The organism is Limnospira indica PCC 8005, from assembly GCF_000973065.1.
Classification (GTDB): Bacteria; Cyanobacteriota; Cyanobacteriia; order Cyanobacteriales; family Microcoleaceae; genus Limnospira; species Limnospira fusiformis.
The window spans coordinates 764077-788302 of the sequence record NZ_FO818640.1; the positions used below are offsets into that span (position 1 = coordinate 764077).

Consider the following 24226-nt stretch of genomic DNA (forward strand, 5'->3'; position numbering starts at 1 on the left):
GGTCAATTGGCGCAGAATAAATGGGATTAGCTTTTATGGGAAAATCTCTGTTTTAATTCGATCGCACATTCGGCTAGTGCTTCCTGTCCTTGACTGATAAATCCGGCTAAATTAATGAAAGCATGAATGGTTCCTGGATAGCAAGATATTTTCACGGGAACTCCGGCTTTTTGGAGGCGATCGCCATAAGCCTGTCCCTCATCGCGTAGGGGGTCTAATTCCGCCGTGATAATCAAAGCGGGAGGCAAATTTGATAAATCTTCCGCTAACAGGGGGGAAGAATATGGATTATTTTTATCGGCAGGGTTGGTGATATAAAAACTGCACAAATGCTTAATATCATCCGTTCTCAGAAAGTAATTTTCCGCAAATAGGCGGCGAGATTCGCTATCAATTTCTATCTGAGTTATGGGATAAATTAACAATTGATAAACTAGGGGGGCTAGTTTTTGATCTCGCCGTTTTAAGGCTACCACCGCCGCTAAATTTCCCCCCGCACTTTCTCCCCCCACCGCAATGCGATCGCTATCCCAGTTGCAAGTTTTAGCCTGATTAAAAACCCACTCAGTCGCGGTCAAACCATCCTCAATGGCGGCTGGAAATGGATGTTCTGGTGCTAGGCGATAGTCTACTGATATAACCACACATTCTGCGCCATTGGCGAGGCTGCGACAAATACTATCTACCATGTCTAAATTACCGATTACATAACCGCCACCGTGAAAATAAACTAGAACCGGAAAAGGTTGATTTCCCTTGGGGGTGTAAATGCGGATTGGTAATTCTCCAGCGGGACCCGCAATGGTGCGATTTTCGACTTTGGCGATCGCTTCCGGTGGGTGACTGGCTTTAACAAACATCTTATTAAGGTTTCTCAATTCGGCGGGTTCCATGGCACTAATTGGGGGGTGATTAGCTGCCAATACATGATTGAGAAATGATTGGGTTTCGGGATTAACTGAATGGTTCATCTATTTATTAAAAAACATCTTTCCGATATTCAATACATAATTGCTGGGCATCAGGACGGTTTTCGGCGACAAATTTATGGCGATTGATTTCGGTCAAGCCGCAGGTTTTAAATGCCGATAATTCTGCCTCTGACAAAGGCCATGGGGGGCCTTCCGGTGCGGCTTCGGTGTCACGAAATCGGGTAATTAACAATAAAATACCATGGGGGGCTACCAGATTGGCGATCGCCTTAATTGCTTGGGATCTGACTTCCAAAGGCATGGATTGAGTAATCCGAGATTCGAGTACAAAATCGAACTTTTCTAGCCAGTTAGGATCGGGGTCTAATAAATCCGCGACTGTATAATTTACCTGAGAATTAGGAAACCTTTGGCGACACCAAGCGATCGCTGTTGGAGAAATATCAAAAGCCGTCACCTGAAAGCCAAAATCTGCTAAGGCTTCTGCATCATCTCCTAACCCGCAACCTAACACTAAAGCGGTTTGATTATTATCCTCAATTGCCTGATTTTCTAGCCATTTTTCTAGTTGGGGATGAGTCGCTAAGGTAGCCCAAGGAATCAAGGATGGGTCGCCTTGGGATTCAGCATAAAGGGTTTCAAACCATGCGGTAGGATGGGATTGAGAATTTTCGACCATTTCTCGAATTTTTTGTCTGATATCATTAGGAGGAACTAGGGACATGATGTGACCTAAGACTAGAATTTAACATTGATTAGGGGTGGATATTTACCATTATAGCCTATTAGTGTGATTCGGCGGGTATCAGGTTATGATATTTACCTCGATTTCAGGGTATTTCTGTCAAGACAATGGTAAAATCCTAGGGTAATGCTATACTATACAGGTATTTTGCGAGTATTTTGCGAGGCTAGTTATGACCATAAAACTTACGGTTTCTTCAATGGTTTGTGATGCTTGTGCTAACAGTGTAACCAAGGCTATTCATAGTGTTGATAGTGATGCTACTGTCAATATTGACTTAAATACAAAGGTGGTGACTGTGGAAGCAACGGCTTCTGAGGCGGCGCTAAAGGCGGCGATCGCTAAAGCTGGTCACACTACAGAATCCTAGGGTTATGGAGGGTTTTGGGAATCCCATAGATGACAGGAAACAAAATGTCCGGGATTAATTTCTCGCAATTGGGGTTCCTCGACCCGACAGCGATCGCCAACTAAATGCGCGGAAGGACAGCGGCTATAAAATCGACATCCACAGGAGGGTAATAAAGGGCTGGGAACATCTCCTTTCAGGATAATTCTTTCCCGTTTGGCTTCGATTTCTGGGTCAGGAATAGGGACAGCAGAAAGTAAGGCTTTAGTATAGGGATGAAGGGGATAATCATAGACAGAATTGCACTCCCCTATTTCGACGATTTTACCTAAATACATGACTGCTACCCGACTGGAAATGTAGCGGACTACACTTAAATCATGGGCGATAAATAGATAGGTTAAATTTAGGCGTTTTTGTAGCGATCGCATTAAATTCACTACCTGTGCTTGAATAGAAACATCCAAAGAGGCGATCGGTTCATCACAGACCAAAAAATCCGGGTCAACCGCTAAAGCCCTAGCTATAGCTATTCGCTGTCTTTGACCACCCGAAAACTCGTGGGGATAACGATTAATAAATTGCCGATTTAGTCCCACTAATTCTAATAACTCTTCCACTCGATGAATCAGGGATTCACCCTTAGCTAATCCATGAATTAATAGGGGTTCCCCAATGATTTTTTTAATGGTCATACGCGGATTTAGGGAGGCGTAGGGGTCTTGGAAAATTATCTGCATTTGGCGGCGCATAACTCGCAACTTTTCGGGTTCTAATTTAGTCAGTTCAATATCATTAAAATAAACCCGGCCACCTGTGGGAGGTTGAAGCTGTAAAATCGCTTTACCTGTGGTGCTTTTCCCGCAGCCAGACTCCCCAACTAAACTAAGAGTTTCACCCCGTTTTATGGCAAATGTTAACCCATCTACTGCCCTAATTATCCCTACCTGTTTCTGTCGAAATATCCCCCCAGTGACCGGAAAGTGTACCTGCAAATTATCAACCCTTAATAGGGTATCGGTTTCTGGGTTACTGGGCTGTGTTTTGGCAACCATCAGGTCTCAAACATTCCAAGAAAATAGATAGATTTTAACTAGCATAAAATCATCCTTTTGTCAAGTCATGGTTTAACCCAACAGGCGACTTGATGATGGGTGGCAACTAATTCTAAAACCGGATCTTCCTGAAAACAACGGTCGATCGCATATTGACATCGAGGCGCAAACGGGCAACCTTGAGGATAGTTAATCAAATCTGGGGGAGTCCCTGGGATAGCCGCGAGAGTCTCTCCCATGTCGCAGTCAGGACGGGGGAGGCTTTTTAACAATCCCATTGTGTAGGGGTGACGAGGATGCTTATAGAGTTGATTAACGGGCGCTTCTTCCACAATTTGACCTGCATACATGACTAAAATGCGATCGGCAAATCTCGCCAAAAGTGCTAAATCATGGGTAATCCAAATTACCGCCATTCCCATTTCATTTTGCAACTGTTGAATCATCTCAATAACTTGGGCTTGGACAGTGACATCTAAAGCCGTTGTCGGTTCATCAGCAATTAATAATTTGGGATGACAGGCTAAAGCGATCGCCATCATAACTCGCTGTCGCATTCCCCCAGATAATTGATGGGGATAGCTACCAAGTCGGCGTTTTGCTGGTGATATACCCACCTTTTCTAAAAGTGCGATCGCCTGTTTTTCTGCCTCTAATTTAGTCGCGCCGCAATGTAATTGTATAGCCTCCGTAATTTGTTTACCAATAGTTAAAACCGGATTTAAGCACGTCATCGGGTCTTGAAAAATCATGGAAATATGGTTACCCCGAATTTTTCTTAATGCCGATTTATTTAATTTAAGTAAATCCTGATTTTCAAACCAAATCTCCCCCCCGGTAATCCCGCCAGAATTGTCAGAAATTAGCCGCAAAATTGATAACACCCCGGCACTTTTCCCCGAACCAGATTCCCCGACAATGCCAAGAGTTTCCCCAGGATTAATATGATAGGAAATGCCATTAACAGCCTTAACTACCCCATCATTAGTAATAAAACGAGTTTCTAAATTGTTAACTTGTAGCAGTGGTGAGGTCATCATCAAAAATTGATTTTACATATCTTTTTTTTACCTAGGCTTAGGCTTCTTAGGCTTAGGCTTAGGCTTGGTTTCTGGTTGCGGTTGCGGTTGCGGTTTAGATACGGGTGACAATTCATATTCTTGGATATGTTTACTAATCCTAAAAACCTGTTCATCTGTCAGATATTCGGGAGATTTCCAGATCATGGATATCAAATCTGTCATACTGGTTAAAACTGGCACAGAACAATTTTTAGCCCCCACCCATTTAGCTATAGGAAAAACCACAGGCGCAGTGATACAATCAGTAGGTAAGCCAGGGATTTCTGAAAAAATCCACCGCTGAAACATCTGTTGATGATAGAGACTTTGGGAAGTAGGACTGTTAGATACAGGAACCCACTGGGAACCCTCGCGCCGTTTCCAGTTATCTTGATTTCCCGCCAAGGAACCCTTCCAGGTTTTCACTTCAATTAAAAAAATACCTCGGTTCCCAATCAATAGCAAATCAATTTCTGTTAAACTGCCAGCAGTAGCAGGAATCAGAGCATTTTTAAATAATACCCAATTGTCAGGAAATGTCATCAGCAACAGAGCAATTAAATTTTCCCCTAAACTACCCTTAACTTGATTTCGGATTTGTTTAAATTCAAATACTCCTGCGCCTATCATCCCCAAGAAACCACCACCCCAAGCCTGACTAGCTTCCTCCCGTTGGCTGGATACTTTGCGATTAATATTTTGTTTAAATTTGGCTTTCAGAGATGGGGACTGTTCTAGAACTTTCATATAATGATCACCCTGATTAAACTTGATCAAATAGGGAGCTAAGTTAGCCCCCCAAATGATGCTTAATTAAGCATTCAGCTTAATGACACGACTGTAATCATTTCTGACCCGGTTTTCGTAAGCATTGCGTCTTTCGGCATCTTCATCACCATAGAAGAAAGAAAGCAAGGCAAAACGTCGCCCTGATGTCACATCAGTAGCCTCGTGCATGGTAGAACATGAAAATATGATAGCATCTCCTGTGGCAGGTTTATACAAATGGGGTGCGTGTTCAGGAAATCTTAAACAACCCCCTTCGTATTCTTCAGTATTAAGGTTAATAGTCATCGCAAATCGCCGATGCAATGTTCCCCCAGTGGTGTTGTCTCGATGGGGTCGGAAAAAGCCCCCTGATTCACTATCATAGCAGCCTATTTTGTAGCATTCACGGCGAGTTAGTTGGAATTGAAAGGCTTGCAGAATTTCTGGAAATACCCGCCGCTGCATAATAGAATCGATGTAATTTTTAACAGGTCCGTCCTGTATAAAGTGATCGCGCCGTCGCTTGAAACTGGGGTCAACGTAGCCGACGGTTTTTTCTCCCTCTCTTTTCATGAACCCGGATTCATCATTACCTTGAGTTTCCCAAATCTTGATCAGTTCCCGACAGAAACGTAAATCCAAAACTTTAGGAATTAGCAAGACAGGAGCCTGCATTTCAATGAGTCGAGGAGGTTCTTGGGCGACTAAATCTTGAATTTCTCCTAGGAATTTTTGGGTAAATTCTTCGAGGGGATGTAATGGGTAAATTTTGAGAATGCGAAGACTGCGATCAAGCAGGAAAGCGACACGGTTATAAACGATGGTGTTGCTATTTTTTCCGTCGCAAATATAGGCTCCGTATCTGGTGCTAACTTCTCCTTTTAAATCGGAGAGTAAGGAATAGGTAAGGTGATGATTTTCGGCGAAGGTTTTGCGAGTTGAGGGGGGGTTGAGACTGATGCTAAAAATCTGAAGATCAAAGCGATCGCACATTGACATAATATCCTGCAATCGACAAGCGATTTTTTCGCATTCTGAGATTTGATCCCCTGCATAAAATACTAACAGAATTGGTTTCCCAGCATGGGAACGGAGAACAATATTTTTGCCGTTGGAGTCGGGCAAACTGAACCAGGGGGCAGGATCGCCTACGGTGAGAATAGAAGCAGAATGAACCATGACATCAAAATACTAAACTCCTAGATATTTGTGACCTAAATCAAATAGGTAGTCAAAAAATTAACCTATCCACTGACGTAAAGATTAAGGGATTGGTTCCCGAAAAGGTATTTACCAATGGGGATGAGATGTAAAGAATTGTGTAGCATGGTCAGCAGATATAGGTCTTTGGAAATAGTAACCTTGAGCATATTCACAACCGAGCGATCGCAATTGTTCCAATTGTTCAAAGGTTTCTACTCCTTCGGCGATCGCATCTAAATTTAAGGCTTGTGCCAACATCAAAATAGTTCTGACAATTGCCAAATTTTCCACCTCGGTGGCTTCCCCAATATGAGCAATAAATGAGCGGTCAATTTTCAGGACATCCACGGGAAAACGAGGTAAATAACCTAGGGAGGAAAACCCGGTGCCAAAATCATCAATACTTAACTTGATTTGCAAATTCTTCAACTGATGAAGTAGGCGAATAGTAGCTTCGACATCATCCATAATCACGCTTTCTGTAATCTCCAATCGCAAGCCACTGGGGTCAATACCTGAATCTTGAATAATTCCCTTAATTTCGTCAACTAAATCAGGGTGAATAAACTGTCTGCCTGATAAATTAACGCCCACAATAATCTGACAATTTGATTTTAGGGACTGCTGCCAAATTGCCAATTGATGACAAGCCTCTTGCATAGCCCAGCGACCAATAGGAATAATTAATCCGGTTTCTTTAGCGACTTTTAAAAACCGTTCTGGTGTCACCAAACCTTGACGAGGATGCTGCCAACGCACTAAGGCTTCAAAGCCGACAATTTCCCCAGTTTTTAAGGAAATGACAGGTTGATAATACATGACAAATTCCCCACGGGTTACGGCTAAACGCAGATCAGTTTCTAATTGCAGGCGATCCAAACCACCGACCTGCATAGTGCGTTCAAATACTTGATATCGAATATTTTTGAGAGACTTCGCCCGCAGCATGGCGGTATTACCATTACGGAGTAAATCTTCGGCGCGAGTTTCGGCTGTATCGGCTAAAGCAATGCCAATACTCACGGTTTTAAATACCTCATGACCATTGAGAATAAAGGGAGAAAGTAAGGCTGTTTGGATACGTTCAGCCACGATTGTGGCATTATTTACTGATTTTATATTCCGCAGCAAAATGGCAAATTCATCAGCGCCTAAACGTGCTATAGTATCCCCTAATAGAACGGAGTTTTTGAGTCTTTCTACCAATTGGATGAGCAGTTGATCTCCGGCTAAATCTCCTAAGCTGTCATTAATTAGGCGGAAATTATCGACATTAATAAATAATACGCCACAGATAGATTTATTCCGTTGAGACTTGGCGATCGCTTGTTGAGTGCGATCGAGAAATAGGGAACGATTAGGCAATCCGGTTAAGGAATCATGCAGGAAGTTATGAATTTGTTTATAAGCAATCACCCCAGTAGCGGCTAAAGTCAGGGCTAAAACCGGAGAGGCTAGGGGAATCCAAGCATTGAATAAAAACAGGACGTAGGTAGTGCCAAAAATTGCGAATATCCCCAGGAAAAAGTACAATCCTTGCATTCCTGGATGGTGGATACGCCAAGCCAGAAAACCGCCGCCAATTCCCCAAAGAGTCAACCAGATAATTTCTACCCACTGAGGCAAAAACCAGAACAAATTATCAGCCTGATAATTGCCATGATCTGCCCCTAAAATCTGACTAACTATATTGGCATGAATAAAAACCCCTGGCATTTTCGGTGCGGTTGATTCACTGACACTATAGGGGGTAAAAAATTCGTCTTTAATACTGGGGGCGGTGGCTCCGATTAAGACAATTTTATCAGTGATTAAATCTGGGGAAACTGTAGCCGCCACAACTTCGCTCAAGGTGACGACGGGTGCGGGTTGAACTCCCCGATAGTTGAGCAGGATTTGATAACCGCGATCGTCAATATTGGAGTAGCCCCCATGATGATACCTTAACGGCACAAATACCCGATTATTTAACTCCATATATTCGGGGTTTTGCTGATAATTTTGGGGTTCGATACCGTCAAATTTTAGGTAATGTAGTGCTAATCGTAAACCCAGGGAAAAAAAAGTGTTTCCCTCAGATTCAGCAAATAAGAGTTGGCGGCGCACTACTCCGTCTGGGTCGAGAATTAGGTCATTAAAGCCAATTTGCTTGGGTGGTAGTTGAGGAGGGGGGGGAATAGTGGGATTGTCGGGGTTGCCAATTTTGGTAATCCCAAATATATTAGGAGCCTGGAACTGTTGACTTAGTTCGGCGCTACCGGGTGGGTGAGGTAGATCCCGATATATATCTAAACCGATCGCTCTGGGTTGATGCTGTTGTAGGTTAGCTAAAACTTGGGCTAATACGGCATCAGACATGGGCCATTGTTCTTGGGCGGCAATATCTGATTCAGTAATAGCGACAATCAAAATCCGGTCATCAGGTTCCAATTCGGGTCGGAGGCGAACTAACCCGTCAAACAACCTCAATTCTACGGGTTGCAAATCTCCCCTGAGTTTAATACCAGTTAATAATAAGGTGCTGGTGAGGCTGATAATCAACCACAATGGTGGAGTCATCCGTAAGACTAGCAATCGCCATTTAGATAGCGGTGACCATTGGGAACCAGAGTTGTGACGCAGCATTAATCAGCAGAAATGGAGAACCTGATTCTATCATACCAATTTAGATGGGGCAGTTCTCTAGCCTGGATAGACACAAAATGGTTTGATAATCTAATAAAGGATATTTCTGGTTTAAAGTCATGGTAGGTCAATTTCCAATTCCAGTGGTGGTCAATGGTGCTGGCGGTAAAATGGGTCGAGAAGTGGTCAAAGCGGTGGCTGCTGCACAGGATATGATGCTGTTGGGGGCCATTGATAAAAATCCGGCTTATCTGAATGAAGATGCTGGAAGTCTCGCGGGGATTGAACCTTTAGAGATCCCGATTACAAACGATCGCGAAGGAATGCTGGTTATGGCGGCTCAGGAAAAGCAGCCAGCCGTGATGGTGGACTTTACCCACCCAGACTCAGTATATGACAATATTCGGGCGGCGATCGCCTATGGTGTCCGTCCGGTGGTGGGGACTACTGGGTTAAGTGAAGCCAAAATTCAGGATTTGGCCGAATTTGCTGATAAAGCCAGCATGGGATGTTTATTGGTCCCTAATTTTTGCATCGGCATTGTACTTTTACAACAGGCGGCGATCGCTGCTTCTCAATATTTTGACCATGTAGAGATTATTGAGTTACACCATAATCAAAAGGCTGATGCACCTAGCGGCACGGCGGTTAAAACCGCGCAAATGCTGGCAGAGTTCGGGAAAACCTATAACCAAAGCCAAGTTAAAGAAACCGAACAATTACCCGGTGCTAGAGGTGCGATCGCTGATGAACAAATCCGCATTCATAGTGTCCGTTTACCCGGTTTGATTGCTCACCAAGAGGTAATTTTTGGGGCGGCTGGTCAAATTTATACCCTCCGCCATGATACCACCGATCGCGGTTGCTATATGCCCGGTGTCTTGCTGGCAATTCGTCAAGTCTTATCACTGAAAAGTCTGGTTTATGGATTAGAGAAAATTCTCTGATCATGGATAATCGATAATTAATCATGGATAATGGATAATGGATGATTAATTACTACCCGCCCTGGCTTCGATTAGGCTATGCTCATTTATGGTGCTAATTATATGCTAATTCCACTCACCCGTCAAACTTTCCATGAACTGGTTCCGGCTGTGGCTACTAGCGAACAGTATCAACACTGTTGGGGGAAGCCATCACAATTCATCAGAAGATTGTTAGTCTCCGCTGTGGGGACGTTAATTCTCGCCTTAGTGGAGTTATCAGTACAATTTGAAGGCAGGCAAATTTTGTTAATTCCTTTGGTGATGTTTGCTTTGTACTGGCTGTGGGGTCCCATTTGGGATGCTAGTATACGAAATCGCCAGTTTCGCAAATATCCCTATTGTGGATTTTGGCAGGGCAAAGTTTTGGATTATTATATTTCGGAAGCGGTGACTAATGAGCAAGAATCGGTTAACTCTAAAGGTGATTTAATTATCATTGAAAACTTAGAGCGGCGGATTAATGTAGAAGTGGGGGATAAAACCGGGTTTGTGGTGAAAATTGAAGCCCCCCTTAACCGCAACCATAAACGACTGAGTCGGGGTCAGGTGGCGGTGATGTTGGTAACTTCCTACCTGGATGACCTCAGCAGTATTAATGAGGTGTCTGATGTGTATATTCCTAGCCAAAATATTTGGGTGGGGTCATATCCCTATTTGCGGCGGGATATGTTTATGGAAATTACCCGGGAGATGCGATCGCGTTATGGTCGTCCCCAATCGCGATCGCCTCGTCGGAGTCCTTCTCCCCGTCAGCAGGCCTATGATTAACTCCCCCCTGACTCATTTCTCCCGTAGGCTTGCCAAGCTAGGTCTACCAAGCCATTAACTATGGCTACAGCGACCACTGAACTACCCTTGCGGCCGTCTATACGGATATGAGATACCATAGAATCATTTAAGCGCGATTTGGCTACATCCGCCCCCACAAACCCCGATGGCGTAGCAATCACTAAGGCGGGTTTAATTTCCTCAGCCTCAATTAAATCTACTAAGGCTGATAGGGCCGTTTGTTCCTGACCAATCACAAAAATTCCCTCTGGATAACGTTTCGCTAGGGTTTGAATACCCCAAGCCGTGCGACTTTTTTCCCGTTGGGGTCGAGTCACTGTGTCCAGGGAACAGTACACTGGATTAGCAAAGGTTGACAAAATTTGGGGAGTGATACCCACCTGCACCATGGGTACATCTACTATAATTGTAGTACGGGCAGCTAGGGCCGCTGCTCCGGCTTGCAGGGCTTGGTCTGAAAAGCGCACAAGGCTTTTATATTCAAAATCGGCTGTGGTGTAAATCACCCGCCGGACAATTTCGTACTCTGCGGGTGAAAACACATGAGTACCGATTTCGCGATCGATGATACCCAAACTTTGGGCATCGGTGATATGCCATTCCATCCTGACTCGCCGCTGTTGGGTGTCCTATAATTGGTTCCGGTGTTAGCCAGAACCACAGTTGCGCTGGTTGCGCCTGTTTATTATCGGTTATGGGGGTATCTTATCAAAGATTTGGGATTTAGGGCAGTTCCAGGCTAACTTGACTCAGGAAATATCTGGCCCTGGTCAAGTATGGCAGAAATTAGGTTGACTAGACTAGGGGACAAATACTTATGTTTAAGGTGGGTGAAGTATCTGAGATTTTGGGAATTAATCCACAAACGATTTATTTTTATGAACGGATAGGATTAATTCCTTCTCCCCAACGGACTGAGGCGGGTTATCGTCTCTTTAGTCAAGATGATTTGGAGAGAATTAGCTTTATTATTCGCGGCAAGTCTTTGGGCTTAACTTTGGCGGAAATTCAGGATATTTTAGAACTGAAACATCAGCGATCGCTTACTTGTCAGGCTGTTTATGAACGTTTGAATGGTAAACTTACTCAAATTCGCGATAAAATTGACAAATTACAGGCTTTACATGATGAATTATTGCCCATAGTACAGGAATGTCAGACTCATCTCGATCGCACTAATTCCGAACAACAATGTGTCATCCTGGATAATTATAGCCACAAACACCCGCCAACCCCTTGACATTATACCTAAGTATAAGCTCTACAATAGTCAGCATCAGTTATAGTTCAGGAGAACTCAAATCATGACTGCTGTCAAAATTGAAGTGCTAGGGACTGGCTGCCAAAAGTGTCAGCAACTAGAAGCCAACGCTAAAGAGGCGATCGCCTCCCTCAATATCGAGGCGGAGGTTTTACATATTACCGAACCCCTGAAAATAGCCGAACGAGGAGTTATGAAAACTCCCGCCTTGGTGATTAATGATGTGGTTGTCAGTCAGGGGAAAGTAGCCACCCCGGAACAGATCCAAACTCATCTCAAACCTTAAATATCGGTCGCTGAGATTAAGTCTATACCCTAGAAACCTGGTGGGTTGGGATTATCTAATTTGATTAGACCATACCTTGCCGAAAATCGCAGCAAATTTGACCCCTACCACCAGGTTATTTTAGACATCTAAACTGCGAAAATAGCCGGGAGTAAACATCATGAGAATTTCCACTTTTTGGCGGGAACAGTGGCAACCTCTCGCCTTAATTGTAGCTTTATTTTTACTGTGCTTTTATCTGCCTGTAGAAGCCATAAGACAGTCAGAAAGGCTACAAAATGCCTTCTGGGAGTCTCTTTATCTAGTCCGTTGGTATGCCCAAGAGCACGTTTTATTGTGCCTAATTCCGGCGTTTTTTATTGCGGGTGCGATCGCTGTTTTTATTAGCCAAGACTCAGTAATGAAATACCTGGGAGTCAAGGCTAACCCTTGGCTGGCTTATGGTGTCGCTTCTGTATCCGGTACTATTTTAGCAGTTTGTTCCTGCACTGTACTACCTTTATTTGCCGGAATTTACCGCATGGGCGCGGGTTTGGGTCCGGCGATGGCTTTTTTGTACTCAGGACCCGCCATTAACGTTCTAGCCATTATTCTCACGGCTAGAGTTTTAGGATGGCAATTAGGTCTAGCTAGGGCAATTTGTGCCATGATCTTTAGCATGATTATCGGCTTGTCAATGCAGTGGCTTTTCCGCCGCGAAGAAACCGAAAAAGTCAAAGCAGCTTCTCTGTTGTCTGAGGCGGAAGAGACTCGTCCCCTCTGGCAAAATGCCGTATTTTTTGCCGTCCTGGTCGGTATCCTAGTTTTTGCTAATTGGAGTGCGCCAGATGTTAATACTGGTTTGTGGTATGTTATCTATTCCTTAAAATGGTGGATTACTGGCTTTTTTGGTGTCGCCTTGGCTGCTATTTTAGTGGCTTGGTTAAATCTCAGTCTGGGGAAAGTTTTGTTGATTAGTGCCGTCACTGTGGTATTATCATTACAGTTCCATCAATACCCTTTGATTGCCTTTAGCTTTGCCGTGGTCGGTTTATCTTGGTTGACCAGTAACGATAAAAATGAGGCGGGAGAATGGTTTGAGTCTTCCTGGGATTATGCTAAACAAATTTTCCCTTTGTTATTGTTTGGGGTATTAATTGCGGGCGCTTTATTAGGTCGTCCCGGTGAGGAAGCCTTAATTCCTTCTGAATGGGTGGCTATGGCGGTGGGTGGTAATTCCATTTTGGCGAATTTCTTCGCGGCGATCGCTGGTGCATTTATGTATTTTGCTACCTTAACAGAAGTGCCGATTTTGCAGGGATTAATTGGTAATGGTATGGGAGACGGACCCGCCTTGGCTTTATTATTAGCTGGTCCGGCTTTATCCCTTCCTAATATGCTGGTCATTCGTACCATTATAGGAACCAAAAAAACTGTGGTCTTTGTGGCGCTGGTCGTCGCTATGGCTACGATTAGTGGTATCATCTATGGGGGGATTATGGCCATGTTTTAAAACTTGATTCCCACCTGACGGGCTGCTACAATATATCTGAAAATATATTCGGCTAATTCTACATGATTTTCGGCTTCGGCGGCGGAATTAGCCCAGACTGTCACTCCATGATTACGAATTAACAAAGCCGGGACTTGGGGGGTCTCTCGGTGAAAGCGATCGCTTATTTCCTGAGCGATTTTGGGAACCTGTAAATGGTTGTGAAAAACTGGCATAAACACCTGGGGATTTTCCTCCCACACCCCCAAACCTTTTAACATCTCAATCGGAGGTAAAGGCAATTTTTCCCCTTCCACAAAATTAGTCACTAATTTCGCTTCCACGGAATGGACATGATAGCAGGCTCTAGCATCAGCAAAACAGGAATAAATCGCCTGATGGATACTGGTTTCGGCTGAGGGTTTATTCTCAGGATTGGGCGTTTCCAACAATTCCCCCGTGAGACTCACTCGCACAAAATCATCAGCTACCAATTTCCCCTTTTGTTTACCACTAGCAGTAATCCAAAAACTGCCATCTTCAACCCTAGCGGACAAATTGCCAGCGGTCCCAGCCATCCATCCTAGCTGATAAAATTGGCGAGATGCTTCCATTAAAGATTCACGGGGGTCTGTATTCATTGTCAATTATTAATTATCAATTATTAACTATTAATTCTGTAAAGGTTTTCACACCAGCGGCGGGACCGTCTGGATGATCCATGATACCAGTTCCGGCATTGAGAATAACATCATTGCCATAGTCAGCTAATACCTGGGGAATAATCCCCGCATGGATACCAGCAGAAGGGACTGGGAAAACATTACGCGATCGCAAAGTATCCCGAATTTTGGCTTCTTCGGTGGGGTCAAAAGGTAAACTACCATAATGGGCGGGATATAAAACCGCATCCGCCCCCGCATGGGCCATGAGAGTCCCCAAAACCACAGAATAAGCCAAACCGTGATCCGGTGATGCACAGAGGCTACCAGCAAACGCAGGATGCACAAAAATCGGAACATTGATTTCCGGGTCAGTGGCGAGCGCCTCCAATACCGAAAATCCGTAGGTTAAAACATTTAATAATAGGGCATTTGCGCCCGCCTTAACTAGGGTCCTGGCTTTTTCGATCAGGGCGATCGCAGAACCGGTGATATTTACCGCATAGAGGACGTTGCGACCCGTTTCGCTTCTCACCCTATCTAACACGGTCCGACAGGCCTTTAAGCGTTCGAGAGTGGGCGCTGTGGGCAAGTCTGGGAGGATTTCATCATCTTTAATTAGGTCTAATCCGGCAAAGGCCACCTGTTCCAAAATATCGGCGTGGTCGGCGGCGGACAACCCCAAGGCGGGTTTGAAAATCGCCATAATTAGGGGTCGGTTGGGGACTGCTAGGCGATCGCGAATTCCTGTAATTCCTAGTTTGGGGCGTTTCCCGTAATTTTCCCCCAGCCGGACAGCAATTACCTTTCCACTACCCGCCATGGAATATTTGCCAAAAATCATGGTTAGTAGGCTGGGGATATCGTTTTCTACGTTAGCCTCTGGAAAAGCAACGGTAACAATGCTATATTTTTGATCATCTGTTTGGATATTGATCACCTCTCCTAAATGCGATCGCATCACCTCTTCCCGGTGCTGAAAACGTGCATCCCAAGTTCCCGCTGTTTGTCCAATGGCGATTACTTTCCCTTGACGTTCTGGATCTATTCCCGGGGGAAATCGATAGTCTACCTCAATACTTCTAACCATAGATAAGTTCCTAGCGCTAAAATTATCACTTCTCTGATTATTGATTATCCTACCTTAACCTAATGGCTAAACCTGCGAAATTTTCCGATCTCCAATCTACCATATCCCCGGCTAGTCTGAACACTATTAGAATTATCGGGGCGAGACAGCATAACCTGAAAAATCTCAATCTGGAACTTCCCCGCGATCGCCTGATTGTATTTACTGGCGTTTCAGGTTCTGGGAAATCTAGCCTAGCTTTTGATACCATTTTTGCTGAAGGACAACGGCGTTATGTCGAGTCCCTTAGTGCCTATGCGAGACAATTTTTAGGACAATTAGATAAGCCCGATGTTGATGCGATCGAGGGGTTGAGTCCCGCTATTTCTATTGACCAAAAATCCACCTCCCATAACCCTCGGTCTACCGTGGGAACAGTTACCGAAATTTATGATTATTTACGTTTATTATTTGGTCGGGCGGGTTCCCCTCATTGTCCTATATGCGATCGCCATATTGCCCCCCAAACTATTGACCAAATGTGCGATCAAGTTATGGCACTTCCTGAAGGCACTAAATTCCTTATTCTTGCGCCTGTTGTCCGAGGGAAAAAAGGCACTCATCGCAAACTCTTATCTAGTTTAGCATCTTCAGGTTTTGTCCGGGTCAAAATTGATGGGGAAATTCTCGAATTGTCTGACCATATAGACTTAGACAAAAATCATGTCCATGATATTGAAATTGTCATTGATAGACTTATTGTGAAACCGGGGTTACAGGAACGTTTAGTTGATTCCCTAACTACCTGTTTACGCCATGGGGAAGGTGTTGCTATTATTCAGATTTTGGATAACCTCAGTATATCACCAGAAGAACAATTCCCCAAACCGCAACAATTGGTATTTTCCGAAAACTTTGCTTGTCCTGAACATGGGGCGGTTATGGAAGAACTTTCACCCCGCCTATTTTCTTTTAATTCTCCCTATGGCGCTTGTCCCGCTTGTCATGGTTTGGGACACTGGCGGACTTTTTCCCCAGAATTGATTATTCCTGACCCTTCACAACCTGTTTATAATGCGATCGCCCCTTGGTCAGACAAGGACAATTCCTTTTATTTATCCCTACTTCATAGTGTCGCCCAAGCCTTCGATTTTGAGATTTCTACCCCCTGGAAAAAACTGACACCCGAACAACAGCATATTATTCTTTATGGGAGTGATGAACCCATTTTAATAGAAACTGATTCCCGCTACCGAGAAAATCGCAGTTATTACCGCCCCTATCTCGGTGCAATTCCCATGTTACTCCGACAATATGAGGAGACAGGTTCCGAAGCACAAAAGCAGAAATTAGCCCCTTATTTGGTTGACCAACCCTGCGAAGTCTGTCACGGTAAACGATTGAAGCCAGAGGCGCTATCTGTCTATTTGGGACAGTATAATATAGCAGATTTAACCGAGGTTTCCATTCGGGATTGTTTGGATAAAATTAATCAGCTACAATTGAGCGATCGCCAAGCCCAAATCGGGGATTTAGTCTTACGCGAAATTAAGGCAAGATTACAGTTTTTGATAGATGTCGGTTTGGATTATTTAGCCCTCGCTAGATCCGCTTCTACCTTGTCCGGCGGGGAAGCCCAAAGGATTCGATTGGCTACTCAAATTGGCGCGGGTTTAACCGGTGTTTTATATGTCTTAGATGAACCTAGTATTGGCTTACATCAACGGGATAATGGCAGACTATTAAAGACCTTGATCAAGTTGCGAGATTTAGGCAATACCTTAATTGTAGTTGAACATGACGAGGAAACTATCCGCGCCGCTGATTGGTTGGTTGATATCGGTCCTGGGGCGGGAGTTAATGGCGGAGAAATTGTCGCCCAAGGGGATTTAAAAACTTTATTAACTACTCAAAAATCCCTCACGGGTGCTTATCTTTCTGGACGCAAAAAAATTGAAACTCCCCCCAGCCGCCGTCCCGGAAATGGGCGATCGCTATTTCTCAAAAACGCCCATTGTAATAATCTGCAAAATATCGATGTCGAATTACCCCTCGGTAAATTAGTCTGTATTACTGGGGTATCAGGTTCCGGTAAATCTACCTTAATTAATGAGTTATTATATCCCGCCCTCCAACATCATTTTTACGGGAAAATTGCCTTTCCTAAAAAATTAGATAAAATTCAGGGATTAGATGCTTTGGATAAGGTCATTGTCATTGATCAATCTCCCATAGGACGCACTCCGCGATCTAACCCCGCTACCTATACGGGAGTATTTGATATTATCCGAGGACTGTTTGCAGAAACCATTGAGGCGAAAGCTAGGGGATATAAGCCAGGACAGTTTTCTTTTAATGTTAAAGGCGGACGCTGTGAAGCCTGCGGCGGACAGGGGGTAAATGTGATTGAAATGAATTTTCTTCCTGATGTTTATGTGCAATGTGAGGTATGTAAAGGCGCACGATATAACCGGGAAACTCTCCAGGTTAAATATAAGGGCTATTCTATCGCTGATGTCTTGAATATGACCGCTGACGAGGCTTTAAAGGTTTTTGAAAATATCCCCCGCGCTACCACTCGGCTGCAAACTTTGGTTGATGTCGGTTTGGGTTATATTCAGTTAGGACAACCTGCGCCTACCCTTTCCGGGGGAGAAGCACAACGGGTTAAATTGGCTTCCGAATTGTCAAAACGCGCTACTGGTAAAACTCTGTATTTAATTGATGAACCAACTACCGGTTTATCTTTTTATGATGTTCATCAGTTATTGAATGTTTTACAAAGGTTGGTTGATAAGGGTAATTCTATTATGGTCATTGAACATAATTTAGATGTGATTCGTTGTGCTGATTGGGTGGTGGACTTGGGACCAGAAGGAGGCGATCGCGGTGGTCAAATTGTCGCCACCGGAACACCCGAAGATATTGCTAATAACCCCCATTCCTACACCGGATTTTATTTAAAACAACTGTTAACAACTTCCTAAAAAAACCGAGTTACAGAAACCCGGTTTCTTTCCTATACACAGAGAAACCCGGTTTCTTCAGAGAAACCGGGTTTCTTTGATTCTGGGGTTTCTTTCCTATATACATAGAGACCCGGTTTCTTTCCTATACACATAGAAACCCGGTTTCTTCAGAGAAACCGGGTTTCTTTGATTTTAGGGTTGATTTCCTATATACAGAGAAACCGGGTTTCTTTGATTCTGGGGTTTCTTTTATGATAATTTTTGTTGTATTAACTGCCAATGTTGTAAGGCGTTTTGATGAATATCTAGCCAGGGGATTTGATGCTGTTGGGCGAGGGTAGCGCAGTCCTCATATTCAGGATGCACATTAATAACGCGATCGCCTGAAAAAGCCACCTTAATTCTGACTAAACCATATTCAGTGTCAACCGTCTGTAATTCGCGGTCAAGAATAGTGCGACATTGCCAACTTTGACGAATCCCTAAAGTAGTAGTTTCGGCAAAGAGAATATTCCGGCAAGTATCCACAGCTTCCGGGTGACAAATCACAGTTAATAATATTCCGAGGCGAGACTTTTTCATGGTCACAGGTTGCACAAAAACATCCACCGCCCCCGCCGATAATAAAGCCTGAGAAGCATAGGCGATCGCTTGGGGGCTAAGGTCATCAATTTGAGTTTCTAATACTGCCACCATTTCCTCATCATGATCATGGAAAGTCCCCGCCAAACCATGACTTTCCGCCTTGGGTTTATCTGTATCCTCAGTTTCCCCTAACCAGAGGCGGAGAATATTAGGGATGGGAAAATTTGACGAACCCGCCCCCAGTCCCACCCGTTTCAGAATCATCGGCGGTGGCGGTCCGAATTCTGTAGCCAAAGTTACAGCGATCGCCGCCCCCGTTGGGGTAACTAATTCTCGTTCAATGCCATTGCTATAAACTGGAACACTACGCATTTCCCAGAGTTTCAGAACAGCAGGGGCAGGTACTGGTAAAATTCCATGGGCTGCCCGGAATGTGCCACCACCTACCGGAAAAGCAGAACAATAGAGGCGATCGATTTTTAGCCAGTCCAACCCCAAACAGGTTCCGACAATATCCACGATCGCATCTGTCGCCCCCACTTCGTGAAAATGTACTTTTTCCGGGTCAATACCATGAACCGCCCCTTCCGCCTCCGCCAGCTTGCGGAATACCGCTAAACTCATGTTTTCTGCCCTTGGGGGAAGTTTTGCCGCCTTGATAATGGCTTCAATGTCTGGTAGGTGGCGAGTGTGATGATCGTGGCTGGTCAGGTCTACATGAACCTTCGTGGCTTGTTGACCGTGGCGAGTTACCTTTTCAGCCCATAGCCGATATTCTTCAGCCATTCCCAGCCTTTCTAGCTGTGTCGTGAGATACTCCAGGGGAACCCCGGCATGAACTAACGCTGCGAGGCACATATCCCCAGCTATTCCAGTGGGACATTGAAGGTAGGCTATATTGATCATTTTCCGCCGTCTGGTTTGAGTGATATCGATTTGAGTTTAAAGTTATTTTACTCAAAAATTGGGCATGATCGGATCGTCATTCTGACTTTAAACTTTTAATGGTTCGATCATTATTCTAGTTCATGGACTTTATTATATGGCTACTCTGTACGAAATTCATCCCCACAATCCCCAAAAACGCACCATTGAACAAATTAAGGATGCCCTCAAGCGTGGGGCAGTCATGCTTTACCCTACCGATACCGTTTATGCGATCGGTTGCGACCTCACCGTTAAATCTGCCGTGCAAAAGGTGCGACAAATTAAGCAGATTTCCAATGATAAACCTCTCACCTTTCTCTGTTCATCCTTATCTAATATTGCCGATTATGCCATAGTTACTGATGCCGCCTATCGCACCATCAAAAGATTGATTCCGGGGAGTTATACTTTTGTACTTCCCGCCACTAAACTGGTGCCGAAATTGGTGATGTCACCTAAGCGCAAAACTACCGGAATTAGGGTTCCTGATCATCCCGTGTGTTTAGCTATTTTGGAATCTCTGGGAAACCCAGTAATTTCCACTTCTGCACATATTAAAGAAGAAGATGAACCCTCCGCCTTAATTAAAAAAATTCCCCAAGAGTATGATAAGGTTCAGCTTTTTGATGCTTTGGAGAATTTGGTTGATATTATTGTTGATGATGGCGCTGATTTGGATTATCAAGTTTCCACAATTATTGATTTAAGTGCTGATGATCCTGTGTTGGTGCGGCGCGGAAAAGGATGGGAGGCGATCGCTGATTGGGATCTGCCAGAAGAATAGCTAAATAGCCCCAATTTTAGGGGCTAGGTTAAACTTTCATCAAACTTTAATTAATGCGATCGCACAAATTTCTTTCCTCATCCTTTAATTCCGGGTAATAATCCAGGTAATCTTGGATGACATAACAAGCATAACTCAACTCATCTAAATTCATAATCTCAGCCAAATTCCAGATAATGACTTGATTATCATCTCCCCCAGAAATCATCCATTTTCCATCATCACTAAAACCCACAGTCCGCACCGACCCTTGATGTCGGATCAAAGTTCTTATTTTCACCCCTTCATTAGTCCAAAGTTGAATAGTGCCATCCCAACTAGCCGAAGCAATCATCTGACCATCTGGTGAAAAAGCCACCTTATCAACAGTCCCCTGATGATGCAAAACTATCGGTTCTCTACCATCTAAAAACCATAATCTGAGCGTGTTATCTGTACTAGCAGAAGCAATCATATCACCCTGGGGACTAAAAGCCACCCCCCAAACACTACCCTGATGATTACCAATTAACCGCGTCCCAGACCCGTCTATATATACAACTCTGACTTCCGTATCCTCGCTACCTGTAACCACCATTTTACCATCAGGACTAAAGGCAATTCCCGTAATGGATTCCGAATATTCCCACTCCCGTAGAAACTCCCCCACTCGACTCCACAACTTCACCTTATTATCATTTCCCACCGAGGCTATAACCTCACCATTTGGCGAAAAAGCTAGTTGATTTCCCCCCATAGAATGAGCATTATTAATAACCTTTAATAACTCTCCCTCCATATTCCAGAGGCGAATACTTTCATCCCAGCTACTCGTCGCCAAAATTTCACCATCAGGAGAAACCGCCAGACCAATTACACCCTGATCATGACCTTCTAGGCTTCCCAGTAAATTACCCTGCATATCCCACCGATAAACCTCTCCACCCCAACTACTAGAGAAAACTTGCTGATGGTCTGGAGTGAAAACTGTCGCCCGCACATTGTCTTGATGTGCTGATAGCATAGTAAAAAACCGATTCTTAACTTTCCAGAGTTTAACCTCCCCATGGAAGTCAGCAGAAGCCAGAGTTTCACCATCAGGACTAAAGGAAAGTTGGGTCATAGGCGCAGTATGGGAAGCGAAAGTTTGCAGGTGTCTACCGTCAGGACTCCATAAACGAATACTTCTATCCCAACTCCCAGAGGCAATTATATTACCATCAGGAGAAAAAGCCACAGTTCTAATACTATTCTGATGTTCTCCGAGTACAATGGCAGACCTTTCATTAATAGACCATAATTTCAGTTGTCTATCCTGACCTCCCGCCGCTATATACTGACCATCAGGAGAAAAAGCTAAAGCCTCCACAGCTTGTTGAGAATGTTCAAAACTAGCTACTAACTCCCCTCCTATTTCCCACAGTTTTACTCTGCCATCATTACTCGCAGAAGCTAGGCGGTTACCGTCTGGAGAAAAGGCTATCTTTGTCAGCGATTTAGTATGACCCACAAATTCATTGAGTAAAGTCCCATCCCTGCGCCAAAGTTTTATAGAACCCTTAGTGCTGGTAGTGGCTATGGTGTCTTGACCCCAAATTATCAGATCCAATATTTCTTCCTCATGGGCGGAAAACGTGAACACCAACTTACCTTGATTTGACCAAATTCTGACTTCCCCATTGCTGTCTCCTGTGGCTATATAGCCGTCTGGGAAAAAAGAAAGGGTTCGTAATTCATAGGTAAAGTTATCGATAATATTAAGTAGTTTACCCCGTCGATTAAAAATTAAAACTTGATTATTTTTGTCGATGTCCTCCCTTCCGTCAGTATGGGGATAATTGGCGCGGGAAATAATTCCTATCTGTTCCCCATCTTCCGTCCAATTTAAAGCCCAAACTCGGTCTTGGTGACGACCAAAACTATTATATTCATTCATCCCATAAACAGATTGACTCAGAACGGCATTGACTTTTTTTAGGAGATGATCTTCTACGTTTTGGACATCCTTTAGCCTGATTTTTGCCCGCACAGCATTAACTAAAGCATTCAGGTTATTGTTTGATAAAAACTGACCCTCTGTGGCGGAAATTAGGGCTTCAATTTCTCGGACTTTGGTGATTTCGTAGCTGGCGATCGCTCGACGATATTGGGAGTAAGCTAAACCAGCTAATCCTAGGGAGAAGAATAACGATAAAACCACCGTCGTTAACAGTCGTCGCTGTAGTCTTGAGTTTTTATATTCTTCTAAAAGTCTCGCTTCTACCGCGATTAATTTTTCCGCTTCTAAAGCCTGTTGCATAGCGGCGCGATCGCATTTTTCCGAGGCTGCTAAAAATTTATAATCACCATCACTTAAACTTTTACCTAACGCCCAAGTCCGCGCTTCTAATAACGCTTGACCTCGTAAAAGCCGAGAGTCATCAGTTTGATGAGAAGCTATCCAAGCCTCAAAGTTTTGGGAATAGGGACGTAGTAAATTTAGCTGTGTTTGAGTCCATTCTAAATTAAAAATATGCTCATAAATCGGATTTTTTACTTTTAACATATTCCCGGATTTTTCAATTAATCCAGATAGCAAAACCTCCGTTTCTTCCCGACTACCATCAAAGGGTATTTCTGTCTCTAGGAGTATTTTCTGATAAATCCCTAATAATCTTGACGAGATTTGAGAATTGCTAATTATTCTATTTCTAATGGTTCGTAAATGTTCCGGTTCATCCTGTTTCTCCCAATTGGTGATTATCTGGTCAATTACCAAGTCTTTGATCAACTGTTTTTCCGATAATATATCAGCAAGATTTGGGGAAGTTACACCGTAATAATGTTGGGAATAAATCAGATAACATAACTTCTGAGTTAAAAATGGCTGTCCTCCCGTCCAGTTTAAAATTTCTTCCAGCAAAATTTGGTCATTAAAACCGGGAACATTTAATCCCTGTTGTAGGGGTTTCGCTTCCTCTAGGGTAAACCCCGAAAGTGCGATCGCTGTGCCAATATTAAAAGGGGTTCGGGTGCGATCTCTAATTAAGTCCGAGGGATTAGCTACCCCAAAAATTGCAAAATTTAGCCGCTGATATGCTGGTTCAGTTGCCCGTTGATTATAACAAAATCGAATAAAGGCAAACCAATCATCTACCGGAAATGGCAAACTTAAAATAGTGTCTATTTCATCAACAAAAATGCAAAATTTATCCTGGTTAAATGTAGGCAGTAAAACTTCCACTATAAACTGATTTAATTTTTGTACCAATGAAAGTTCGCCTTGTTCTTGCCACCAGATTTTAAATGGCATAGATTTTAATAACCCAAACCCGCGCCAAAGTTCTACAAAAATTCCCTTATACCACTGCATTGGGGTGACATCTTCACTACCAATAACCGTCATGTCTAACGTCGCACAACGTATTCCTTCTGCTTGTAAACGGTGGCGGGTTTGCACTAACAGAGACGATTTTCCCATCTGACGTGAGTTGAGAACATAAGCAAACTCTCCCCGTTTTAAGGCTTCATATAAGTCTGTGTCTGCCTGTCGCTTAACATAGCTAGGACAGTCTGTATGCAGACTACCCCCGACTTGATAAATTGACCGATATTCAGTTATCATAGTTAAAAATCTATAGCCAATTATGATAATTATCTGACTCTTACAATTACTCTTACAATGGCTCAAATCATCAACAGCTCTATCTTAAATTTTGGTAAAGAAAACATCCGATT

Annotated in this window: 20 protein-coding genes; 8 read left to right on the forward strand and 12 right to left on the reverse strand. The window is 43.7% G+C overall.

Features of this window, described 5'->3' with window-relative positions; all coding sequences use genetic code 11:
- Window positions 1–26 precede the first annotated feature (26 nt).
- Both lipP1 and XZ46_RS03290 read right to left on the reverse strand, forming a co-directional pair.
- Complete coding sequence (lipP1, locus tag XZ46_RS03285) at window positions 27–971, reverse strand: LipP1 family hormone-sensitive lipase (protein WP_006621583.1); 945 nt, start codon at window positions 969–971, stop codon at window positions 27–29.
- Window positions 972–978: 7 nt separating this feature from the next.
- A complete protein-coding gene (locus XZ46_RS03290; RefSeq protein ID WP_006667877.1) occupies window positions 979–1656 on the reverse strand; it encodes a class I SAM-dependent methyltransferase in 678 nt (225 codons plus the stop codon).
- A 193-nt stretch (window positions 1657–1849) separates the two neighbouring features.
- On the opposite strand from XZ46_RS03290, the gene XZ46_RS03295 reads away from it, so the two are divergent.
- Window positions 1850–2047: a heavy-metal-associated domain-containing protein gene (locus XZ46_RS03295; RefSeq protein ID WP_006667876.1), complete on the forward strand. Its 198-nt coding sequence runs from the start codon at window positions 1850–1852 to the stop codon at window positions 2045–2047.
- Between the two features lie 2 nt (window positions 2048–2049).
- On the opposite strand, the gene XZ46_RS03300 is transcribed toward XZ46_RS03295, so the two are convergent.
- The 5 genes from XZ46_RS03300 to XZ46_RS03320 form a co-directional block, all read right to left on the reverse strand.
- A complete protein-coding gene (locus tag XZ46_RS03300; RefSeq protein ID WP_006621580.1) occupies window positions 2050–3081 on the reverse strand; it encodes an ABC transporter ATP-binding protein in 1032 nt (343 codons plus the stop codon).
- 65 nt (window positions 3082–3146) lie between these two features.
- Window positions 3147–4121 (reverse strand): ABC transporter ATP-binding protein, encoded by a 975-nt coding sequence (locus XZ46_RS03305; RefSeq protein ID WP_008052722.1) that lies wholly within the window; start codon window positions 4119–4121, stop codon window positions 3147–3149.
- Window positions 4122–4148: 27 nt separating this feature from the next.
- Window positions 4149–4889, reverse strand: a complete 741-nt coding sequence (locus tag XZ46_RS03310) for a nuclease-related domain-containing protein (protein ID WP_008052724.1) — start codon at window positions 4887–4889, stop codon at window positions 4149–4151.
- A 66-nt stretch (window positions 4890–4955) separates the two neighbouring features.
- Entirely contained in the window at window positions 4956–6089 is a 1134-nt protein-coding gene (locus tag XZ46_RS03315; protein WP_008057042.1) for a redoxin domain-containing protein, read from the reverse strand.
- A 111-nt stretch (window positions 6090–6200) separates the two neighbouring features.
- Window positions 6201–8672, reverse strand: coding sequence for an EAL domain-containing protein (locus tag XZ46_RS03320; protein WP_228116469.1), 2472 nt, complete (start codon window positions 8670–8672; stop codon window positions 6201–6203).
- 185 nt (window positions 8673–8857) lie between these two features.
- Between XZ46_RS03320 and dapB the strand changes: the two genes are divergently transcribed.
- Window positions 8858–9685: a 4-hydroxy-tetrahydrodipicolinate reductase gene (gene dapB, locus XZ46_RS03325; protein WP_008057040.1), complete on the forward strand. Its 828-nt coding sequence runs from the start codon at window positions 8858–8860 to the stop codon at window positions 9683–9685.
- 102 nt (window positions 9686–9787) lie between these two features.
- Window positions 9788–10495 (forward strand): DUF8619 family protein, encoded by a 708-nt coding sequence (locus XZ46_RS03330; protein ID WP_035759875.1) that lies wholly within the window; start codon window positions 9788–9790, stop codon window positions 10493–10495.
- Here XZ46_RS03330 and XZ46_RS03335 read toward each other — a convergent pair.
- Entirely contained in the window at window positions 10492–11121 is a 630-nt protein-coding gene (locus XZ46_RS03335) for a precorrin-8X methylmutase (RefSeq protein ID WP_006667872.1), read from the reverse strand. The two genes, XZ46_RS03330 and XZ46_RS03335, sit on opposite strands and share 4 nt — an antisense overlap.
- A gap of 212 nt (window positions 11122–11333) precedes the next feature.
- Here XZ46_RS03335 and XZ46_RS03340 point away from each other — a divergent pair, with 212 nt between their 5' ends.
- From XZ46_RS03340 to XZ46_RS03350, 3 genes are all read left to right on the forward strand, one after another.
- Entirely contained in the window at window positions 11334–11756 is a 423-nt protein-coding gene (locus tag XZ46_RS03340; protein WP_008057029.1) for a heavy metal-responsive transcriptional regulator, read from the forward strand.
- A gap of 64 nt (window positions 11757–11820) precedes the next feature.
- On the forward strand, window positions 11821–12063 hold the full coding sequence (locus tag XZ46_RS03345) for a thioredoxin family protein (protein WP_008057027.1): 243 nt from the start codon (window positions 11821–11823) through the stop codon (window positions 12061–12063).
- Between the two features lie 160 nt (window positions 12064–12223).
- Window positions 12224–13555 (forward strand): permease, encoded by a 1332-nt coding sequence (locus XZ46_RS03350; RefSeq protein ID WP_008057025.1) that lies wholly within the window; start codon window positions 12224–12226, stop codon window positions 13553–13555.
- On the opposite strand, the gene mtnB is transcribed toward XZ46_RS03350, so the two are convergent.
- Window positions 13552–14175 (reverse strand): methylthioribulose 1-phosphate dehydratase, encoded by a 624-nt coding sequence (mtnB, locus tag XZ46_RS03355; RefSeq protein WP_008057024.1) that lies wholly within the window; start codon window positions 14173–14175, stop codon window positions 13552–13554. The two genes, XZ46_RS03350 and mtnB, sit on opposite strands and share 4 nt — an antisense overlap.
- 16 nt (window positions 14176–14191) lie before the next feature.
- Window positions 14192–15286, reverse strand: a complete 1095-nt coding sequence (locus XZ46_RS03360; RefSeq protein WP_008057022.1) for a RuBisCO large subunit C-terminal-like domain-containing protein — start codon at window positions 15284–15286, stop codon at window positions 14192–14194.
- Window positions 15287–15348: 62 nt separating this feature from the next.
- Between XZ46_RS03360 and uvrA the strand changes: the two genes are divergently transcribed.
- A complete protein-coding gene (gene uvrA, locus XZ46_RS03365; protein ID WP_006621568.1) occupies window positions 15349–18252 on the forward strand; it encodes an excinuclease ABC subunit UvrA in 2904 nt (967 codons plus the stop codon).
- A 231-nt stretch (window positions 18253–18483) separates the two neighbouring features.
- Here uvrA and larC read toward each other — a convergent pair whose 3' ends face one another.
- Complete coding sequence (larC, locus tag XZ46_RS03370; RefSeq protein ID WP_008057020.1) at window positions 18484–19725, reverse strand: nickel pincer cofactor biosynthesis protein LarC; 1242 nt, start codon at window positions 19723–19725, stop codon at window positions 18484–18486.
- A 136-nt stretch (window positions 19726–19861) separates the two neighbouring features.
- Here larC and XZ46_RS03375 point away from each other — a divergent pair, with 136 nt between their 5' ends.
- Window positions 19862–20530: an L-threonylcarbamoyladenylate synthase gene (locus tag XZ46_RS03375; RefSeq protein WP_008057018.1), complete on the forward strand. Its 669-nt coding sequence runs from the start codon at window positions 19862–19864 to the stop codon at window positions 20528–20530.
- Between the two features lie 46 nt (window positions 20531–20576).
- Here the strand turns inward: XZ46_RS03375 and XZ46_RS03380 are convergent, their stop codons facing one another.
- Window positions 20577–24113 carry a WD40 domain-containing protein gene (locus XZ46_RS03380; protein ID WP_008057016.1) on the reverse strand — a complete coding sequence of 1179 codons (3537 nt, stop codon included), beginning with the start codon at window positions 24111–24113 and terminating at the stop codon, window positions 20577–20579.
- Window positions 24114–24226 lie beyond the last annotated feature (113 nt).

Excerpts from the sequence above, each read along its gene's own strand:
- XZ46_RS03375 (WP_008057018.1), top strand. The coding sequence starts at position 19,862 with ATGGCTACTCTGTACGAAATTCATCCCCACAATCCCCAAAAACGCACC.
- XZ46_RS03290 (WP_006667877.1), bottom strand. The coding sequence starts at position 1,656 with ATGTCCCTAGTTCCTCCTAATGATATCAGACAAAAAATTCGAGAAATG.
- XZ46_RS03380 (WP_008057016.1), bottom strand. The coding sequence starts at position 24,113 with ATGATAACTGAATATCGGTCAATTTATCAAGTCGGGGGTAGTCTGCAT.
- XZ46_RS03350 (WP_008057025.1), top strand. The coding sequence starts at position 12,224 with ATGAGAATTTCCACTTTTTGGCGGGAACAGTGGCAACCTCTCGCCTTA.
- XZ46_RS03345 (WP_008057027.1), top strand. The coding sequence starts at position 11,821 with ATGACTGCTGTCAAAATTGAAGTGCTAGGGACTGGCTGCCAAAAGTGT.
- XZ46_RS03310 (WP_008052724.1), bottom strand. The coding sequence starts at position 4,889 with ATGAAAGTTCTAGAACAGTCCCCATCTCTGAAAGCCAAATTTAAACAA.
- XZ46_RS03300 (WP_006621580.1), bottom strand. The coding sequence starts at position 3,081 with ATGGTTGCCAAAACACAGCCCAGTAACCCAGAAACCGATACCCTATTA.
- XZ46_RS03330 (WP_035759875.1), top strand. The coding sequence starts at position 9,788 with ATGCTAATTCCACTCACCCGTCAAACTTTCCATGAACTGGTTCCGGCT.
- XZ46_RS03305 (WP_008052722.1), bottom strand. The coding sequence starts at position 4,121 with ATGATGACCTCACCACTGCTACAAGTTAACAATTTAGAAACTCGTTTT.
- larC (WP_008057020.1), bottom strand. The coding sequence starts at position 19,725 with ATGATCAATATAGCCTACCTTCAATGTCCCACTGGAATAGCTGGGGAT.
- uvrA (WP_006621568.1), top strand. The coding sequence starts at position 15,349 with ATGGCTAAACCTGCGAAATTTTCCGATCTCCAATCTACCATATCCCCG.
- XZ46_RS03315 (WP_008057042.1), bottom strand. The coding sequence starts at position 6,089 with ATGGTTCATTCTGCTTCTATTCTCACCGTAGGCGATCCTGCCCCCTGG.
- XZ46_RS03320 (WP_228116469.1), bottom strand. The coding sequence starts at position 8,672 with ATGACTCCACCATTGTGGTTGATTATCAGCCTCACCAGCACCTTATTA.
- dapB (WP_008057040.1), top strand. The coding sequence starts at position 8,858 with ATGGTAGGTCAATTTCCAATTCCAGTGGTGGTCAATGGTGCTGGCGGT.
- lipP1 (WP_006621583.1), bottom strand. The coding sequence starts at position 971 with ATGAACCATTCAGTTAATCCCGAAACCCAATCATTTCTCAATCATGTA.
- XZ46_RS03340 (WP_008057029.1), top strand. The coding sequence starts at position 11,334 with ATGTTTAAGGTGGGTGAAGTATCTGAGATTTTGGGAATTAATCCACAA.
- XZ46_RS03335 (WP_006667872.1), bottom strand. The coding sequence starts at position 11,121 with ATGGAATGGCATATCACCGATGCCCAAAGTTTGGGTATCATCGATCGC.
- XZ46_RS03360 (WP_008057022.1), bottom strand. The coding sequence starts at position 15,286 with ATGGTTAGAAGTATTGAGGTAGACTATCGATTTCCCCCGGGAATAGAT.
- mtnB (WP_008057024.1), bottom strand. The coding sequence starts at position 14,175 with ATGAATACAGACCCCCGTGAATCTTTAATGGAAGCATCTCGCCAATTT.
- XZ46_RS03295 (WP_006667876.1), top strand. The coding sequence starts at position 1,850 with ATGACCATAAAACTTACGGTTTCTTCAATGGTTTGTGATGCTTGTGCT.